This window comes from Castellaniella defragrans, assembly GCF_014203015.1.
Lineage (GTDB): Bacteria > Pseudomonadota > Gammaproteobacteria > Burkholderiales > Burkholderiaceae_B > Castellaniella > Castellaniella defragrans.
Window position 1 is genome coordinate 114,216 of record NZ_JACHIB010000001.1, and the last position, 19,175, is coordinate 133,390.

Genomic DNA, 19,175 nt, shown 5'->3' on the forward strand with positions numbered 1-19,175 from the left:
CCCGGAAGCGCGGAGCGGCGGCCCCGCGCCCAGGGACGGGCTTACTTCAACTCGGCCTGGACCTGGTCGAACAGATCCTGGCCCACGCTGGGGATGAACATCTGCCACACCGGCTGCACCCGCGCGCGCATGCGGTCGTGCTCGGCATCGCTGACCTCGTTGATCTCCATGCCGTGCTTGGCCATGGTTTCCTTGGCGGACTGGGCCTGGGCGCGCGCGACCTGGCGCTGGTAGGTGCGGGCCTCGACGGCGGAATCCTTCAGGATCTGCTGCTGCTCGGGAGTGAGCTTGTCCCAGAAGGCCTTGGACACCAGCGGGATGAAGGCGCCGTAGCTGTGGCGCGTGATGGACAGGTATTTCTGCACTTCATAGAGCTTGAGCGCGGCGATCACGGCGTTGGGCGTGCCCTGGCCGTCGATGGTGCGCGTCTCCAGCGCGGTGTAGAGCTCGGGCACGGCCAGCGGCACCGGATTGGCGCCCAGGGCCTTGATGGTCTCCTGGGTGATCTTGGCCTGGATCGAACGGAACTTGAGGCCCTCGAAGTCCTCGGCCTTGGCGATCGGATGCTTGCTGTTGGTGGCGTTGAAGAAGCCGTTTTCCCAGTACGCCAGGCCCACCAGCCCGTGCGCGGGCAGGGTTTCCAGCAGCTTCTGGCCCACCGGGCCGTCCAGCACCTTCTCCGCCTGCTCGCTGTTCTTGAACAGGAAGGGGAAGTCCAGGATTTCGTAGGCCTTGACCATGCCCGTCAGGGTGGTAGTCTGGGGCACGGTGAACTCGATCGTGCCGCCCTGCAGGGCGGAGGTCACCTGCACGTCGTTGCCCAGCGCGCCGCTGTAGTAGGGCTTGATGTCGATCTCGCCGTGGCTCTTGGCCTTGACCAGTTCGACGAACTTGGCCACGCCCTGGCCCTGGTGGGATTTTTCCGGCAGGGTGACGGCGAATTTCGCGGTGACGGCCGCCCAGGCGGAGCCGGACAGCGTCGCGGCCAGCAGGCCGACGAGCAGGGTGGTGCGGATTTTCATGGGATGTCTCCTCGGGTGGAAGCGGATGGGGCGGCGGACGCTAGCGCCACCACTGGGCGGGCACGGTCACCAGTTCGGGGAACAGGATCAGGGCGATCAGCAGCGCGAGCAGGGCCAGCAGGAACGGCCCGATGCCGCGCGTGGCCTGCGCCATGGACACCTTGCCCACGGAGCTGACGACGTTGAGCACCACGCCCACGGGCGGCGTGATCATGCCGATCGAGCAGTTCATGATGAAGATCACGCCGAAATACACGGGGTCGATGTCGGCCGCCTGGATGATGGGCATGAACACCGGCGTGAAGATCAGCACGATGGGGATGAAGTCCAGCACCATCCCGGCGAAGAACACCACCACCATCATGGCGGCGACCAGCACCAGCGGGTGGTCCGACAGCGCGGTCAGCCAGCCGCCCACCTGGCCGGAGATGTCGGTGATGGTGATCATGTAGGACGCGACCATCGCCAGCGCGGCCAGCAGCAGCACCACGGAAGTCGTCTGCGCCGTGGACAGCAGGCACTCGTAGACCTTGCGCCAGCTGAGTTCCCGGTACACCACCAGGCCGACGAACAGCGCGTAGGCGGCCGCCACCACGGCGGACTCGGTCGGCGTGAAGATGCCGAAGCGCAGGCCGCCGATGATGATGACCGGCAGCATCAGCGCCCAGCCGCCCTGCCCCAGCAGGCGCAGGCGCTGCCCCCAGGACACCCGGGGCGTCAGCGCCACTTTCTGCCGCCGGGCGACGAACCACCAGGCCACGGTCAGGAACAGCCCCATCAGCACGCCGGGCACGATGCCGGCCAGGAACAGCCGGGTGATCGACACGTTGGCCACCACGCCGAAGATGAGGAAGCCGATCGACGGCGGAATGACCGGCGCGATGATGCCGCTGGCGGCCATCAGGCCGCAGGCGCGCGCCGGATCGTAGCCGGCCTGGCGCATCATGGGCACCAGGATGGCGGCGAGCGCGGCCGTGTCCGCCACCGCGGAGCCCGACAGGCTGGCCAGCAGGATGCCGGCGCAGATCGCCACGTAGCCCAGGCCGCCGCGCAGGTGGCCGACGAAGGCGCTGGCCATGTCCACGATGCGCCTGGACAGGCCGCCGGCGTTCATGAACTCGCCCGCCAGGATGAAGAACGGCACGGCCATCAGCACGAAATTGTCGGCGCCGGCGACGGCGTTCTGCACCACGATCTGGGCGTCGAACTGCCCGGTCAGCAGCATCAGCGCCACCCCGGCGAACATCAGGGCGAAGGCGATCGGCAGGCCCAGCGCGATCAGGCCCAGCAGCGAGCCGAGGAAGACGAGCGCGGTCATTTGCCGTCTCCCTTCGCGGCATCATCCTCGATCCGCTCGGCCAGGCCTTCGATGCGGTCGGCCAGGTTTTCGGTGAGGCCGTCGTCGATGCCGATCAGCGCCCGGCGGATGTTGTTGCACACCGGGAAGATCAGCGCCACCCCGAACACCAGCGCGGTGCCGTACAGCCAGGCGTAGGAAATGCCCAGGACCGGGTAGGTGTTGCCCAGGTTGATCACGGTCTGGCGCCAGCCGCCGACGATGAAGATCGCGCAGCCGGCCAGGATCAGGGCGCCCGTGAAGACCACCAGCGCCCGGCGCGCGCGCGGCCCGACGGCCTGCTGCAGCGTGTCGAAGCCGATGTGGATGCGCCGCGCCGAGGCCAGCACCGCGCCCATGAAGATCAGCCAGACGAACAGCAGGCGCGACAGTTCCTCGGAAATGGCGATGCCGGAATTGAAGGCGTAGCGCAAGACGACGTTGCCGAAGACCAGGAGGCCCATGATCGCCAGGCAGGCGACGATCAGGATCTCGAAGCCGCGGATGATCAGGCGGGCGGCATCATTCATCATCGGCTTCATCCCGGTGGGAGAAAGGCATGGCGTGTCTCCTGTGCGGATGCGGCCACGGCGGCGCCGGCGCATCGCTTTTGCTTGTGATGCCCTATTAGACGCAGTTTCCAGCTATCATACAAACAGTTTTTATTCATCGATTCATAGAGAAATCCGATGGAAGTGACACTGCGCCAGTTGCGCGCCTTCACGGCGCTGGCCCGCACGGGGGGCTTCACCCGGGCGGCCGAATCCCTGCACATCACCCAGTCGGCCCTGAGCGGCCTGATCAAGGAACTGGAGACCCAGCTGGGCGTGCGCCTGGTGGACCGCAACACCCGCCGCATCCAGCTGTCGGAAGTCGGGCGCGAATTCCATTCCGTCGCCACCCGCATCCTGCGCGACCTGGACGGCGCGCTGGAAAACATCGACAACCTCAAGCGCCTGCGCCGCGGCATCGTGCGCATCGCCGCCCCCCAGCTGATGGCCAGCACCCTGATTCCGGAGGTCATCGCCAGCTTCCGCCGCGAGCACCCCGACATCCAGGTCCACCTGCTCGACTGCGCCGTCGAGAACGCCATCGCCCAGGCGGTGCGCGGCGAGGTGGACGTCAGCATCGGCCCCCACCGCGAAGGGCTGACCGACATGGCGGCCGATCCCCTGTTCGACCTGCCCTTCATGGCCGTGTTTCCGCCGGGCCACCCGCTGGAATCCCTGGAGCGCATCCGCTGGGCCGACCTGGTGCGCTATCCCCTGATCGCCCTGCAGGGCCAGTTCACGAACCGGCTGGCGCTGGACCTGTACCGGCAGGCCGAAAGCGAAATCCCCGCCATCCACCCCAGCCACGAGGTGGCCTTCATGAGCACCGCGCTCAGCATGGTGAGCGCCGGCCTGGGCGTGACGGCGGGGTTGCCCTACGCGCGGACCCTGGTGGACCTGTACGGCCTGCGCATGCGACCGCTGCAGGATCCGGTGATCCGCCGTCAGTTCTTCGTCTACAACCGCCTGCACGCCAGCCCGCCGCCGGCCACCCAGGCCTTCGTGCGGCATCTGCACGCGCACGTGGACGAACGGGACTGGGGGAATCCCGGGTAAACCGCGGTTTCGGCGGTGCAACCGCCCCGCCCCGCGCCATCCCGTCCGGCACGCCCCCTATAATCGAATCCAGATCGATCGGCATGGAATCCTCCGGACGGGCTCGCCCGGAGAATCCCCAGGGCCCATGGGAAACGCCGATGAAAGCCAGCTTCCGTTCCGTCAGCGCGCGCGCCTGCCTGTTCTTCCTCCTGGGATCGGCCTGCCTCGCGCCGCATCCGTCCCGGGCCACGACGCTGACGATCGGCGTCAGCGACATGGGCCCGCTGCTCTCGGCCGCGCCCAACGGGCAGCCGGACGGCGTCCTGGGCAACATCCTGTCCGAGATCGCGCGCCGGGAAGGCTGGACGCTGAAGACCGAACTCTGCGAATGGCAGGACTGCCTGCGCAGGCTGCGGGAGGGCGAGCTCGACCTGCTGCCCGCGGTGTCCCTGACCTCCGACCGCGCGGCCTTCTTCGACTTCCACCAGACGCCGGTCCTGCAGACCTGGACCCGCATCTACGTGCGCAAGGGCGAGGACATCCACGCCATCCAGGACCTGAACGGGCTGCGGCTGGCCGCCCTGGCGGGATCGGTCGAATACGGCTACCTGGAAACCATGCTGCCCGGCCTCGGCGTCCGGCCCCGCCTGGTTCCCGTGGATTCGCTGATCCAGGGCTTCCAGCTCGCCCAGGCGGGCCGGGCCGACGCCGTCGCCTCCGATTTCTTCTACGGCAACGCCACGGCCGCGCAGTACGGCCTCGCGGCCACGCCCATCATCTTACTGCCGTCGGGCATCTATTACGCCGCGCCCAAGGGCCGCAACGCCGACGTCCTGCGGGCGATCGAGCGCCATCTGGGCGCCTGGAAGGCCGACTCCGATTCCGTCTACTACCGCATCCTGACCCGCTGGGACAATGCCAAAATGCGCCCGGCCGACGCGGCGGCGCAGCCCGGATACGGGCCGGAGGTCCTGGCCGCCGCCGTCCTCGCCGCGCTGGCCGCCCTGGCCTACGCCGCCTACGTCCGCTGCCGGGCCCGCCGCGAAGGACGGCGCCTGCGCACGGCCGGCCACCGCCTGGCCGTCGTGCTCGACCACATCGACGACCTCATCTGCATCGAGGACGGCGACCGGCGCTGCCGCTACGCCAACCGGCCGTTCCGCGAATTCTCCGGACTGCCCGCCGCCCCGCCGGCGGCGGCGCTCGACCCCCGCCAGGCCCCCGGCCCCGTGCGCGCCGACGGCATCGCGGCCGCCGATCTCGCGGCCCTGAAACGGGGCGAAACCCTCGTCGCCCAGGAACGGCGGCCCTCCGCCCGGACGGGCCGCGTGCATACCTTCCGCTCCGTCAAGATGCCGCTGTACGATCCGGCCGGCGCGACCGACATGTACTGCACGATCCTGACCGACATCACCGCCCGCATGCGGGCCGAGGAACTGGCGCGCCACAACGCCTTCCACGATCCCCTGACCGGCCTGCCCAACCGCATCCTGCTGCTGGACCGGCTGGAACGCACGCTGCTCGACGCGCGCCTCGAAGGCGGCTGCGGCGCCGTGCTGGTCCTGGACCTGGACGGCTTCAAGAAGCTCAACGACAGCCGCAGCCACGCCATCGGCGACCAGGTGCTGAAGGAAGTGGCGCGCCGCCTGATGGAGCACACGCTGGAGCAGGACACGGTCTCGCGCATCAGCGGCGACGAATTCATGGTGCTGCTCACGCGGCTGGACGCGGACCCGGACGCCGGCGCCCGCCAGGCGCTGAAGATCGCCGAACGGCTGCGGCGCGTCCTGGCCTCGACGCCGCTGGAGCCGGGCGAGCAGGCCTGCGTCTTCACCGCCAGCATCGGCCTGACCCTGCTGCACGCCGGCGGCGCGTCGGCCGGCGACGCCATCCGCGAGGCCGACCTGGCCATGCAGCGCGCCAAGCAGCTGGGCGGCAACCGGACCGTCTTCTACGACCACACGCTGCAGACCGAATTCGAGCAGCGCCTGTGGATGGAAAAGGACCTGACCCTGGCCCTGAACACGTCCCAGCTCGCCATGCACATCCAGCCGCAGTACGCGCGCGACGGCCGGGTCACGGGCGCGGAACTGCTGGCGCGCTGGACGCACCCCGAGCACGGCCCGGTCTCGCCCGGCCTGTTCGTGCCCCTGGCCGAGGAAAGCAGCCTCATCAACCACCTGACCTACTGGTCGCTGGACGTGGCCTGCCGCGCCTTGCTGAACCTGCAGGACCTGGACGAGATCTATCCGGTCTCCGTCAACATCAGCCCCAAGGTCCTGATGGACCCGGGCTTCGGCGAGGCCGTGCGCGGCCTGCTGAAACGCACCGGCGCGCCCGGCAACCGGATGATCTTCGAGATCACGGAAGGCGTCTGGATCCAGGACGTCGAGGCCACGGCGCGGCGCATGCGCGAGCTGAACCGCCTGGGCATCCGCTTTTCCATCGACGATTTCGGCACCGGCTACTCCAATCTGTCCTGCCTGATGCGGCTGCCCATCTTCGAGCTGAAGATCGACCAGAGCCTGATCCGCAACCTGCCCGACGACCCCGACAGCATCGCCATCGCCCGCCTGATCCTCGCCATGGCCGGACAGCTGGATTTCTGGGTCGTCGCCGAAGGCGTGGAAGACGAGCCCCAGGCCGCCTTCCTGGCGCAGCACGGCTGCGACGCGATGCAGGGCTACCTGCTGGCCCGCCCCATGCCGATCGACGCCTGGATCAGCATCGTGCGCCTGCGGCGCGGGCGGCTGAGATAGACGGATCGCGCCCTACCAGGCGCCCCGCTGTTCCGGGACGTACTTCACCAGAGCCAGCGCCAGCAGCCGGATGACGGCCAGGATCGCATAGACCCACGCCAGGATCTCGCCGGGATTGCTCTGATACGCCAGGAACGCCGCCACCATCGAGATCGTGGCGATGGAACCGGTCTGCAGCGACAAGGTGCGCAGCGCCGCCAGCATCGACGACGATTCGGGCGCCAGTTGCAGGCCGGCATTGCGCATGGCCGGATTGATGGTGCCGTTGCCCGCTCCGACCAGGAAGGCCGAGAACGCCAGCCAGGCATAGGGCGTGCCCGCCAGCGGTGGCAGCGCCAGCCCCACCAGCCCCACGATGCTGACGGCACTGCCCACGTAGAGCGGCAGGTGATAGCCGGTGCGGCGCAGCAGCGCCACCGCCGCCAGGGAACAGATCATGGCCGCGGCCCCCTGGGCCGTGAGCAGCGTGCCGGATCCCACGGCATCGATACCGTACTGGCTGGTGGCGTACAACGGCACCAGCGCCATGGCGCCCACCACGAAGCCGCTGAAGATCACGTTCACCAGATTCACGACGCCGAAGTGGCGGCCGTAGATCAGCCGGGGCGCGATGAAGGGGGCGGCCGTGCGGCGGATATGGCGAAGGAAGAACAGCAGCGAGAGCACCGCCACCAGCAGGAGCCCCAGGAACCCGAGCAGGCTGTCGCCGCCCTGGCGCTCGCCCAGAACGGTGGCCGCCAGCATGCCCGACAGCAGGCTCAGGCCCAGCAGCACGATCCCCGGCACGTCCATCTTGCGGCGGGTGCGGTCCTCGGACGGCGGATCGTGGGGAATGAAACGGAGGGCCAGGAAAAAAATGACCAGGCCGATGGGCACGTTCACATAGAACACGTCGCGCCAGGACGAATACGCGACGAAATACCCGCCAAAGACCGGGCCGATCATCGCGCCCACCGGGAAGATGCTGCCGAACAGGCTGACGTAGCGGTCGCGCGCGGCGCCGAAGTGCTCCACGATGATGCCGGTGGCCGTGGGGGTGAACCCGGCGCCGCCCGCGGCCTGGATGGCCCGCAGCACGATCAGCAGATAGATGTTGTCGGCCATGCCGCAGCCGAACGAGGCCAGCGTGAATGCCAGCGTGGAGGCCACGAAGACCTGGCGACGGCCGAACCGCTCGGCCAGCTTGCCGCTGATGGGCAGCATCAGCACGAAACCGAAGGAATAGGCCGTGATGGTCAGGCTCGCCAGGTTGATCGAGGTATGCAGCCCCTGCTGGATCGCGTGCAATGCCGTCGCCACGATGGTCGAATCGATCGACATCATGAGCAACGCCATGGCGATGATGGCGAAAACAGTCTTGCGGCGCACGGGCGCCGTGGCGGCACGAGCCACAGGGGCGGTCATATGAGCGCCGCCACGTGGCGGACGTGCGGGCGGGACACGATCATGCGGCCGCTCATTCCACCGTCACGCTCTTGGCCAGGTTGCGCGGCTTGTCCACGTCGGTGCCGCGCGCGCAGGCGGTGTGGTAGGCCAGCAGCTGCAGCGGCACGGTGTGCAGGATGGGCGAGAGCTTGCCGTAGTGCTCGGGCATGCGGATGACGTGCATGCCCTCGGCGCTGGCGATCTGGGAATCCGCGTCGGCGAAGACGTAGAGCTCGCCGCCGCGCGCGCGCACTTCCTGCATGTTGGACTTCAGCTTTTCCAGCAACTCGTCGTGCGGCGCGATGGTGATGACGGGCATGGCGTCGGTCACCAGGGCGAGCGGGCCGTGCTTGAGTTCGCCGGCGGGATAGGCCTCGGCGTGGATGTAGCTGATTTCCTTCAGCTTCAGCGCGCCTTCCAGGGCGATCGGATAGTGCATGCCGCGCCCCAGGAACAGGGCGTTTTCCTTGCTGGCGAAGCGTTCGGCCCAGGCGATGATCTGGGGCTCCAGCGCCAGCACGGCGGACACGGCGGCCGGCAGGTGGCGCAGGGACTTGATGGCCTGTTCCTCGGCGGCGGCGTCCAGCCGGCCGCGCGTCTGCGCCAGCGCCAGGGTCAGCAGGTACAGGGCGGTCAGCTGGGTGGTGAAGGCCTTGGTCGAGGCCACGCCGATCTCCACCCCCGCGCGGGTGATGAAGGCCAGCTTGCATTCGCGCACCATGGCGCTGGTGGCCACGTTGCAGATGGTCAGGGTCTGGTCCATGCCCAGGCTGCGCGCGTGCTTGAGCGCGGCCAGGGTGTCGGCGGTCTCGCCGGACTGGGAGATGGTGACCACCAGGGTGCGCGGGTCGGGCACGCTGGTGCGGTAGCGGTATTCGCTGGCGATCTCCACGTTGACGGGAATGCCGGCCACGGATTCGATCCAGTAGCGCGCCGTCAGGCCGGCGTAGTAGCTGGTGCCGCAGGCCAGGATCAGCACGCGGTCGATGGCCTGGAACGCGGCGTGCGCGCCGTCGCCGAACAGCTCCGGCATGATGGCGTCGATGTCCTGCAGGGTGTCGCCCACGGCGCGCGGCTGCTCGAAGATTTCCTTCTGCATGAAATGCCGGTAGGGGCCGAGCTCGGCCTCGCCGGTGTGGACCTGGACGGTGTGCACGGGCCGCTCCACAGGCCGGCCCTGGGCGTCCGCGACCCAGACGCGCGCGAGCTGCAGGTCCACCACGTCGCCGTCCTCCAGGTACATGATCTGGTCGGTGGTGCCGGCCAGCGCCAGCGCGTCGGAGGCGAGGTAGTTGCCGTCGGCGCCGCGGCCCACGACCAGCGGCGAGCCCTGGCGCGCGCCGACCACGCGGTGCGGTTCCTGGGCGCAGAACACGGCGATGGCGTAGGCGCCCTCCAGGCGGCGCACGGCCTGCTGCACGGCGGCGTACAGGTCGCCGTCGTACAGGTGGTCCACCAGGTGGGCGATGACCTCGGTGTCGGTCTGGCTCTGGAACACGTAGCCGGCGGCCTGCAGTTCCGTGCGCAGGGCGTCGTGGTTCTCGATGATGCCGTTGTGCACCAGCGCGATGCGCGGCGCGCCCTGGTCCGGGCCGGAGAAATGCGGGTGCGCGTTGTGCGTCAGCGGCGCGCCGTGGGTGGCCCAGCGGGTGTGGGCGATGCCGGTCAGGCCCTGGACGCCGTCCTGCGCGGCCTGGGCCGCGAGCTCCGCGACGCGCTGGGTGCTGCGCACCCGCTGCAGGCCGGTGCCCGTGTGCACGGCCACGCCGCAGGAGTCGTAGCCCCGGTATTCCAGGCGGCGCAGGCCTTCGAGCAGGACGGGAACGATGTTGTGCTGCGCCACGGCGCCGACGATGCCACACATGGGGGAATGCTCCTGGTACGGAAAGACGGTTCGGGAAGGCGGCCGGAAAAAGGATCCGGAAAGACGGGGCCGGCGGAACCCGGCCCGGCTTTGCGCTATTGTGGACCGGAGTGCCTGAAATAAGGTTTCTATTTGAGCATTCAAATGGAATATGATTTCATATAAGATCATCCATGAAATCGGATTTCATGAACTACATGGAAATGAATTGAATGGATCAAGCGGGGCCTCGCGTCCTGCATCCTGCTCACAGCTGTTGCGACCCGGAAACATCTTCATGCCCAAGCTCGAACTCGACGACCTGGACCGCCGCATCCTCGACATCCTGCAGCAGGACGGCGCCCTCGGCAACCAGGAACTGGCCGCGCGCGCGCACACCTCGCCGCCGACCTGCCTGCGGCGGGTGCGCCGCCTGACCCGGGCGGGCGTCATCCAGCGGCGGGTGGCCATCCTGGATCCGGCCCTGATGGGGACGGCCCTGACGGTCCTGATCGAAGTCACGCTGGACGCGCAGGCGGCCGCGCAGGCCGACGCCTTCGAGGCCCGGCTGCTGGCCGAGCCGGCCATCCAGCAGTGCTATCGCGTCAGCAGCGGGCCGGACTTCATGCTGGTCGCCCTGGTGGCGGACATGGCGGCCTACCAGGCCCTGGCGCTGCGCTGCCTGACGGGCGATCCGCGCGTGCGCAACGTGCGCAGCTTCTTCGCCACGCGGCGCAGCAAGTTCGACACCCGGATCCCGCTGGCCCCTTGAGGCATCCGGCTCCGTCTGCGGGCGCAGCGAACGGCGCGAGCCGGCCGGAGGCAACCCCCGATCAGCGGACCTGATCCACCTCGGGCGTGGCCGGCTCGTCCGCCCAGCGCGCGCGGAATTCCAGGATGTCCGGCAGGCAGCGCATGAACGCCTCGACCAACGCGGGATCGAAATGGCGGCCGCTTTCCTTGCGGATGTGGGCCACCGCGTCCTCGATGGACCAGGCCGGCTTGTAGGGGCGCACGCTGGTCAGGGCGTCGAACACGTCCACCAGCGCGACGATGCGCGCGGCCAGCGGAATGGCCTCGCCCGCCAGGCCGTCGGGATAGCCGCTGCCGTCCCATTTCTCGTGATGGCGCAGGGCGATCATGGCGGCCAGCCGCAGCAGGCTGGAGCGGTGCTCGCCGATGATGCGCGCGCCGATCACGGTGTGCTGGCGCATGATGGCCCATTCCGCCGCGTCCAGCCTGCCGGGCTTGAGCAGCACGGCGTCGGGGATGCCGATCTTGCCCACGTCGTGCATGGGCGCGGCGTTGAGCAGTTCGTCGGCCGCCTCGTCGCTGTAGCCCACCTCGCGCGCCAGGCGCCAGGCGTAATGGCTCATGCGCACGATGTGCAGGCCGGTCTCGTTGTCGCGGTATTCCGCCGCCGCGCCCAGGCAGCGGATGATCCGCAGGCGGGTTTCCAGGACTTCCTCGGCCTGCACCAGGGACAGGTGGGTGCGGACCCGGGCCTGCACCACCGGCGGGTTGAAGGGCTTGGTGATGTAGTCCACCGCGCCCAGTTCCAGCCCCTTGTGCTCGTCGGCCACCTGGCTGAGCGCGGTGACGAAGATCACCGGGATGGCGCGCGTGCCTTCGTCGCGCTTGAGGGCCTCGCAGACCTCGTAGCCCGACATGCCCGGCATCATGATGTCGAGCAGGATCAGGTCGGGCCGCTCCTTGCGCACCAGGGACAGCGCGGTGGGGCCGTCCTTGGCGAACAGCAGGCGGTACTGCGCCTGCAGGGTATGCCGCAGCACCTGGAGATTGGTCGATTCGTCGTCCACCAGCAGCAGGGTGCGGCGCGCATCCTTCTTGTCGTCCATGAAAGCGTCCATTCTCGATCGGGTCCGGGTTCAGTCCGGCTGCGCGGCGGGTTCGGCGGCCGGCGCGAGCGGCGTCTCCAGCAGCGCGCCGGCGCGCTCGAACTCGAAGGCGTCGATGGCCTCGCGCAGGGCCCGGGCCCGTGCATGGCCGCCGCGCGCTTCCAGGCCGGCGCAGACGACGCCCAGCACGGCGTCGTCCAGCTCGTTGCGCGCCAGCACGGCGCGCAGCGCCGCGGCGGCGGCCTCCAGACCGGCATCCGAGACCGGCGCCGCCGCCCCGCCCGCATCGGCGGCGCCCGCCGGCGCCGGGCCGCACGCGGCCGGCGCGGCCCCGGCGCAGGCATCCCGGCGGGCCGCCTTGGCTTCCTGGCGCGCGGCGTCCATCAGGGCGCGCAGATGCGGCAGGCGCATCAGCGCGTCGGCAAGGTGCCCCGCCCGGCCCTGCTCTTCCAGTTCGCCCGCCTGCTGCGAGACCGCCATCAGGGCGAGATTGCCCGCCGCGCCGCGCAGGCCGTGCAGGCTGAACAGCAGGGCCTCGGGATCGGCGTCCGCGCCCGGATCGGGCAGGGGGTACTTGCCCGGCGCCTCGTCCAGGAAGGCCAGGATCCGGTCGGCCAGCCGCGCCCGGTCGCCCCAGAGCGCCACGCCGCGGTCCCAGTCGATCGCCCGGGCCGCGGCGCGGCCGGCCGCGAGCGGATCGTCGGCGGCCTCGGGCCGGCCTTCCAGCACCCGCGCGATCTCCTCGTACAGCCGGGGAATGTCCAGCGGCTTGACGGCGAAGCCGCTCATGCCGGCCAGCCGCGCCTCGCGCCGGTCGTTGGCCATCACGCTGGCCGTCAGGGCGATGACCGGCGTGGCCGGCAGACCGTGAATGCGCTCGTGCTGGCGGATCAGGCGGGTGGCCTGCAGGCCGTCGATGACGGGCATGTGCACGTCCATCAGGACCACGTCGAAGCGGCCGGCCAGGAAGGCCTGCACGGCCTGCTCGCCGTCGCGCGCGGCCTCCACCTGGTGGCCGCCGGACTGCAGCACCAGCGTCAGCAGTTCCAGATTCTGCTCCACGTCGTCGGCGATCAGCACGCGCAGCGGCCGCAGCGGCGCGGCGCCGCCCGGGGACGGCGGCTCGTCGGGCGCGCAGCCCGGCGCCAGCGGCAGCCACACGTGGAAGGTGCTGCCCCGGCCGGGCTCGCTCTCGACTTCGATGCGCCCCTTCATGGCCTCCACCAGCTGGCGGGCGATCGTCGTGCCCAGCCCCGTGCCGCCGAAGCGGCGGCTGATCGAGGCGTCGGCCTGGGTGAAGGGATCGAAGATGGACTGGACCTGCGCGGGACTCATGCCGATGCCCGTGTCGCGCACCCGCACGTGCACCACCCCGCCTTCCAGGGAGAACAGCACGTCCACGCCGCCCGTCTCGGTGAACTTGATGGCGTTGCCCACCAGATTGGTCAGGACCTGCAGCAGGCGCAGGGTGTCGCCCTTGAAATGCTCGGGCATGTCGGCCGGATAGTGGGTCCTGAGATACAGACCGCGCGCCTGCGCGCCCAGCCGCAGCGAGGACTCGATCTGCATCGCCAGGCTCTTGAGCGAGAAATCGCGGTTTTCCAGCTCCAGCCGGCCGCTGTCCATCTTGGAGGTGTCCAGGATGTCGTTCAGCAGCCGCAGCAGGCTGCGCGAGGACTGGCGGATGGTGTTCAGGTGGCTGCGCTGGGCCGGCTGCAGGTCCGTCTGCAGCAGCAGGTCGGTGAAGCCGATGATGGAATTCATCGGCGTGCGGATCTCGTGGCTCATGTTGGCCAGGAAATGGCCCTTGGCGGCGGCGGCCTGCTCGGCGCGCTCGGCCGCCTCGCGCAGGGAGGCCTCCAGCGCCTGCTTGTCGCTGATGTCGGTCAGCATGCCGACGAACAGCATCTCCTGGGTGGGCAGCGACACGCGGCCGACGGCCAGGCGCACCGGCACCAGGCTGCCGTCCTTGCGCCGCCCGACGACCTCGCGGCCGATGCCGATGATGTGCGTCACCCCGGTCTCGCGGTAGCGCCGCAGGTAGCCGTCGTGCTCGGAATGGTAGGGCTCGGGCATCAGCATGTTGATGTTGCGCCCGACGACCTCCCCCGCCTGGTAGCCGAACAGGCGCTCGGCCGAATGGCTGAATTCCTGCACGATGCCATGGCCGTCGATGGTGATGATGGCGTCCACGGCCGTGTCCAGGATGGCCTGCAGGCGCGACTGGCTTTCGCCGACCTCGCGGTACAGCTCGCGGGTGCGGATGAGGCCGTTCAGCGACGTGACCAGCACCGCCACCGTCAGGCTGATCGACGCCAGCCCCAGCGACGCCCAGGTGGTGTCCAGCCAGATGCCGTGCGCGGCTCCGCCCACCTCGCCGTAGAAGCGCACGGCCGCCATGCCGGTGTAGTGCATCCCGGCGATCGCCACGCCCATGATCGCCCCGCTGATCAGGAACCGCGTCCGCCGCGCCAGCGAGGTGCGGCGCAGGCCGAAGCGGATCCACAGCGCCAGCACCGCCAGCGCCACCGCCACGACGATGGACAGGGCGAACAGCAGCGGGTCGTAGCGCATCTCCAGCGTGCTCTGCATGGCGGCCATGCCGATGTAGTGCATCGCGCCGATGCCGGCGCCCACCAACAGGCCGCCGGCGATCAGCGGCCAGCGCGCCGGCTGGCGCTGCGACAGCATCCACAGCGCCACCCACGAGGCCGCCAGGCCCGGCAGCAGGGACAGCAGGGTGATGTCCGTGCGGTAGACCATGGGGGCCGGCAGGTGGAACGCCATCATGCCGATGAAATGCATGGTCCAGATCCCGCCCCCCAGGGCGACGGCCCCGGTGCCGATGGCGACGTGGCGGTAGAAGCGGCTGCGGGTATGGCGGGCGATGTGCGCGGTCTGCAGCGCCATCAGGGACAGGAAGATCGGCACCGCGACCGACAGCAGGACCAGCCCGGGCTGCCAGGTGCCTTCGACCATGGGACCGGCCTCCGCGCCGGTGACGAAGAAATGGTCAAGCATCATGATGCGGATTCAACCCTTGAGACCTGAAACGATTGCGTGCAGGAGATAGCCTAACAGAATGCAACAGGCGCAACCGCCGGAATTCCGGCCGATTCGTCGCCGAACCAACACGACTCGGGGAAAACGAGAGGGCGAATCCAGAATTTTCATTGACTCAGGGAAATCCCCATGTCAAACTTGCGAATTGCCTGTTTTCTGACCTTCTGACCTCGGTTTCATGCCATCGGCCTTGCGCCGGGTGTGCCGTTTGGGTTGATCCGGTCGGCGCATGCGACTGATTCTTGCCCGGCAGACATCCGCGGCAGCAACCCAGCGGGGACATCCATCCGTTCCCCGCGGCATACCGCCCGCGTTCGCGGGCGCAAGGAAACCATGTCCTTCGACTCCCTGGGGCTTGCGCCCCAGCTCGTGGCCGCCCTGCGCGACCTGAGCATCGACACCCCCACCTCCGTCCAGTCCGCCGCCATCCCGCAGGCGCTGGCCGGCCACGACCTGATGGTGTCCTCGCAGACCGGCAGCGGCAAGACCGCCGCCTTCATGCTGCCCGCCCTGCAGCGCCTGGGCCACCACGCCGGCGCGGGCGGACGCGGCGTGCAGATCCTGGTCCTGGCGCCCACGCGCGAACTCGCCATGCAGGTGGCCGACGCCGCCCGCGCCTACGGCAAGCAGATCGACGGCCTGCGCGTCGCCACCGTGGTCGGCGGCATGCCCTACGGCGCCCAGATCAAGTCCCTGTCGCGCCGCGTGGACGTGCTGGTCGCCACCCCGGGCCGCCTGATCGACCACCTGCAGGCGCGCCGCGTGAACCTGTCCACCGTCCAGACCCTGGTGCTGGACGAGGCCGACCGCATGCTGGACATGGGCTTCATCGAGGACATCGAGACCATCGTCCGCGCCACGCCGGCCGAGCGACAGACGCTGCTGTTCTCGGCCACGCTGGACGGCACGGTCGCCCACCTGGCGGCCAACATGATGCGCGAACCGAAGCGCATCGAGGTCTCGCACGCGCACCAGAAGCACACCCACATCACCCAGCACCTGCTGTACGCCGACGACAAGGCCCACAAGCTGCGCCTGCTGGATCACCTGCTGCGCGACACCACCCTGGACCAGGCCATCGTCTTCACCGCCACCAAGCGCGGCGCCGACGACCTGGCCGACCACCTGAGCGACGAGGGCTTCGCCGCCGCCGCCCTGCACGGCGACATGAACCAGCGCCAGCGCACCCGCACCCTGGGCCTGCTGCAGAAGGGCCAGGTGCGCGTGCTGGTGGCCACCGACGTGGCCGCGCGCGGCATCGACGTGCAGACCATCAGCCACGCCGTGAACTACGACCTGCCCCTGCAGGCCGAGGACTACGTGCACCGCATCGGCCGCACCGGCCGCGCCGGACGCAACGGCCAGGCCATCACCCTGGCGGTGCACGCCGAACGCCACAAGGTCCGCCGCATCGAGCACTTCATCGGCCAGGCCATCCCCATGGAAACCATCCCCGGCCTGGAGCCGCAGCGGTCCGTGCGCCCCACCTACAAGGACAAGCCCGCCCGCGGCGCGCGCCCGCAAGGCGGCAAGCCCCACGGCAAGCCCTGGCACAAGGATGGCCCCGCCGCCGGCGGCGCGCCGCGTGCGCGCAAGCCCTGGCAAGAGGACGCCCGGGCGGGCGGGGACACGCGCCCCGTCCATGCCCGCAAGCCCGCCTGGCAGCAGGACGCCCAGGCCGCCGACGGCAGCCGTCCGGCGCGCGCCCCCAAGCCCTGGGAACAGAACGGCCAGGCCGACGGCGCCCGCCCGGCGCGCGCCCGCAAGCCCTGGGAACAGGACAAGCCGGCGTTCGCCCGCGCGGAGCGTGGCGAAGGCCGCCCCTTCCACGCCAAGGCCGAGCGCGCCCCGCACGGCGCGGGTCCGCGCCAGAGCCGCGACGGCGACGCACCGCGCGCCGCCCGCCCCGCCAAGACCGGCGCCAAGCCGTCCTTCAAGCGGCAGGCCCGCCAGGATCAGCCCCGCGCGGCGCGTCCCCGGTTTGCCTGATCCGGTGATCTGATCGCCTCGCTGCCCCGGCACCAACATGCCGGGGCTTTTGTTTTATAGTCGTGGCATCCCTCCACGTCGCGGCTTGCAGGCCGCTCCGATTCGCCAGGCACGCAGCAGTCCGCAGGGACTGCCGCGTGTCCGGGTTCATCCGTAGGGGACTGTCCTATCTCCCGCCTCGCCCCATGATGGAACCGCCCGCCGTCCACACCCCCTCCGGCCTGCCGGAACCCGACGCCGATGCGCGTGCCCACGGCGCCCGCGTCCAGGCCATGCTCGCGCAGCGCATCCGCGACGCCGGCGGCTGGCTGCCGTTCGAGCGCTGGATGGAAGCCGCCCTGTACGCGCCCGGCCTGGGCTACTACAGCGCCGGCAGCGCCAAGTTCCACCGCGAAGGCGATTTCACCACCGCTCCCGAAACCAGCCCCCTGTTCGGCCGGGCGCTCGCGCGCCAGGTCGCCCAGGTGCTGGAGGCCAGCGGGTCCGCCCGCGTCCTGGAATTCGGCGCCGGCTCGGGCGCCCTGGCCGCCGCGCTGATTCCCGCCCTGCGGGACCTGGGCATCGAGGCCGAATACGACATCCTGGAACTGTCCGCCGACCTGCGCGCCCGCCAGCGGGACCGCCTGTCGGACCGGGCCGGCCAGGTGCGCTGGCTGGACGCGCTGCCGGAGGCCTTCAGTGGCTGCGTCGTCGCCAACGAAGTCCTGGACGCCATGCCCGCCGTCCTGTTCCGCTGGAACGCCGCGGGCGAGCCCGAACTGCTGGGCGTCGCCCTGGACGCCCGGCCCGAGGCCGCCGCGCCCTTCCGCTGGGCGGCGCGGCCGGCGCCGCCGCCCACCGCCACCGCCCTGGCCGCGCGCATGCCGCCCCTACCCGGCTACCAGTCCGAAATGAACCCGCAGGCCGAGGCCTGGGTGCGCGACCTGGGCCGCTGGCTGCGGCGCGGCGCCGCCCTGCTGATCGACTACGGCTTTCCGCGGGCCGAGTACTACCACCCCCAGCGCCTGCGCGGCACGCTGATGTGCCATTTCCGCCACCATGCCCACGACCAGGCGCTGATCCTGGCCGGCCTGCAGGACATCACCGCCCACGTGGATTTCACCGCCATGGCGGACGCCGCACTGGACGGCGGCCTGGACGTGCTGGGCTACACGTCCCAGGCGCGCTTCCTGATGAACGCGGGCCTGACGGACCTGATCCGCGCCCCCGGCGACGATCCCGCGCAGCGCGCGCGCCAGCTGACCGCCCTGAACACCCTGCTGTCCGAGGCCGAGATGGGCGAGCTGTTCAAGGTCCTGGCCGTCGGCCGAGGCCTGGACGCGCCCCTGCTGGGCTTCGCCCGCGGCGACCGGCGCGACCGGCTGTAGGCGGCCGGACACGGCCAGGCATCCCAGGCCGGGGCCATCGCCCGGCTTCCTACCCTACCCCACCTTCAAGCCGAAGCTGTTCATCAGGCGCCGCGTGGCGAAGTCCGGCCGTCCGCCGGTGAACAGCGCCAGGTCGTCCTCTTCCGGATGCAGGGCGTCGGCGCGGCGCGGCAGCAGGCTGCGGGCGCGCCGGGCGATGGCCTCGGCCGGATCCAGCCAGTCCACGGGCCAGGGCGCCAGCCGGCGGAACACGTTGGCCATGAAGGGATAGTGCGTGCAGGCCAGCACCACGATGTCGGTGCGCGCGCCGTCTTCTTCCACGAAACAGGGGCCGATCTCGGCGGCCACGGCCTCGTCGCTCACCGGCAGGCCGCGGACGTAGGCTTCCGCCATGCGCGCCAGCCGGGGCGAGCCCACCAGGGTCACGTGGCATTGCGAGGCGTAGGACTGGATCAGGTCGCGGGTGTAGTCGCGCCGCACCGTGCCCGGCGTCGCCAGCACCGACACCCGCCCGGAGCGCGTGCGCTCGGCCGCCGGCTTGATGGCCGGCACGGTGCCGACGAAGGTCATGCCCGGATAGGCCGCGCGCAGCGCGGCGCCCGCCACCGTGAAGGCGGTGTTGCAGGCGACGATGCACAGGGCCGGATCATGGTCGCGCAGCAGCCCGTCGAACAGGTCCACGATCCGGTCCCGCAGGGCGTCCTCGGCCCAGCCGCCATAGGGGAAGCCGGCATCGTCGGCCACGTAGACGAAGCGCCGCTCGGGCATCAGCACGCGCGCCTCGCGCAGCACGGTCAGGCCGCCGATGCCGGAGTCGAAGACGAGGACGGGCTGGTCATCCATGGGTCGATCCTCCGCAGTCATGGCGCACGCCTTTCGCACCTTTCCAGGTGCGCCGGCGGTGCCGTCCCGGGCCGTCCGCT

The 19,175-nt window shown here is 70.1% G+C and carries 13 protein-coding genes; 5 read left to right on the top strand and 8 right to left on the bottom strand.

Translation table 11 applies throughout. From position 1 onward, the window contains the following. Positions 1-41: 41 nt before the first annotated feature. From HNR28_RS00510 to HNR28_RS00520, 3 genes are read right to left on the bottom strand one after another with little or no spacing between them, the layout of a single operon-like run. Positions 42-1,022, bottom strand: coding sequence for a TRAP transporter substrate-binding protein (locus tag HNR28_RS00510; protein WP_043679726.1), 981 nt, complete (start codon positions 1,020-1,022; stop codon positions 42-44). Between the two features lie 40 nt (positions 1,023-1,062). Continuing rightward, the gene (locus tag HNR28_RS00515) at positions 1,063-2,340 is read right to left on the bottom strand and encodes a TRAP transporter large permease (protein ID WP_043679723.1); all 1,278 of its coding nucleotides are present in this window, start codon (positions 2,338-2,340) and stop codon (positions 1,063-1,065) included. Beyond that, complete coding sequence (locus HNR28_RS00520; RefSeq protein WP_158386221.1) at positions 2,337-2,891, bottom strand: TRAP transporter small permease; 555 nt, start codon at positions 2,889-2,891, stop codon at positions 2,337-2,339. Before HNR28_RS00520 ends, HNR28_RS00515 begins: the two co-directional genes overlap by 4 nt. 156 nt (positions 2,892-3,047) lie before the next feature. Between HNR28_RS00520 and HNR28_RS00525 the strand changes: the two genes are divergently transcribed. Both HNR28_RS00525 and HNR28_RS00530 read left to right on the top strand, forming a co-directional pair. Continuing rightward, positions 3,048-3,965 (top strand): LysR family transcriptional regulator, encoded by a 918-nt coding sequence (locus tag HNR28_RS00525; protein ID WP_043679720.1) that lies wholly within the window; start codon positions 3,048-3,050, stop codon positions 3,963-3,965. 140 nt (positions 3,966-4,105) lie between these two features. Next, entirely contained in the window at positions 4,106-6,706 is a 2,601-nt protein-coding gene (locus HNR28_RS00530; RefSeq protein WP_170288492.1) for an EAL domain-containing protein, read from the top strand. 12 nt (positions 6,707-6,718) lie between these two features. Here the strand turns inward: HNR28_RS00530 and HNR28_RS00535 are convergent, their stop codons facing one another. Next, the gene (locus HNR28_RS00535) at positions 6,719-8,110 is read right to left on the bottom strand and encodes an MFS transporter (RefSeq protein WP_043679715.1); all 1,392 of its coding nucleotides are present in this window, start codon (positions 8,108-8,110) and stop codon (positions 6,719-6,721) included. 52 nt (positions 8,111-8,162) lie between these two features. After that, positions 8,163-9,995 (bottom strand): glutamine--fructose-6-phosphate transaminase (isomerizing), encoded by a 1,833-nt coding sequence (gene glmS, locus HNR28_RS00540; RefSeq protein WP_043679712.1) that lies wholly within the window; start codon positions 9,993-9,995, stop codon positions 8,163-8,165. A 277-nt stretch (positions 9,996-10,272) separates the two neighbouring features. Between glmS and HNR28_RS00545 the strand changes: the two genes are divergently transcribed. Next, complete coding sequence (locus HNR28_RS00545; RefSeq protein WP_052355540.1) at positions 10,273-10,746, top strand: Lrp/AsnC family transcriptional regulator; 474 nt, start codon at positions 10,273-10,275, stop codon at positions 10,744-10,746. A 61-nt stretch (positions 10,747-10,807) separates the two neighbouring features. Here HNR28_RS00545 and HNR28_RS00550 read toward each other — a convergent pair whose 3' ends face one another. Both HNR28_RS00550 and HNR28_RS00555 read right to left on the bottom strand, forming a co-directional pair. Beyond that, positions 10,808-11,833, bottom strand: a complete 1,026-nt coding sequence (locus HNR28_RS00550) for a response regulator (protein ID WP_043685573.1) — start codon at positions 11,831-11,833, stop codon at positions 10,808-10,810. A 30-nt stretch (positions 11,834-11,863) separates the two neighbouring features. Then, complete coding sequence (locus tag HNR28_RS00555) at positions 11,864-14,857, bottom strand: MHYT domain-containing protein (protein WP_084330460.1); 2,994 nt, start codon at positions 14,855-14,857, stop codon at positions 11,864-11,866. 372 nt (positions 14,858-15,229) lie between these two features. Here HNR28_RS00555 and HNR28_RS00560 point away from each other — a divergent pair, with 372 nt between their 5' ends. Together HNR28_RS00560 and HNR28_RS00565 are read left to right on the top strand one after the other, a co-directional pair. Next, positions 15,230-16,885 carry a DEAD/DEAH box helicase gene (locus HNR28_RS00560; protein WP_151025491.1) on the top strand — a complete coding sequence of 552 codons (1,656 nt, stop codon included), beginning with the start codon at positions 15,230-15,232 and terminating at the stop codon, positions 16,883-16,885. A gap of 188 nt (positions 16,886-17,073) precedes the next feature. Then, positions 17,074-18,252: a class I SAM-dependent methyltransferase gene (locus tag HNR28_RS00565; RefSeq protein WP_043685565.1), complete on the top strand. Its 1,179-nt coding sequence runs from the start codon at positions 17,074-17,076 to the stop codon at positions 18,250-18,252. Positions 18,253-18,306: 54 nt separating this feature from the next. Here HNR28_RS00565 and murI read toward each other — a convergent pair whose 3' ends face one another. Further along, the gene (gene murI, locus HNR28_RS00570) at positions 18,307-19,095 is read right to left on the bottom strand and encodes a glutamate racemase (protein ID WP_162177835.1); all 789 of its coding nucleotides are present in this window, start codon (positions 19,093-19,095) and stop codon (positions 18,307-18,309) included. Positions 19,096-19,175 lie beyond the last annotated feature (80 nt).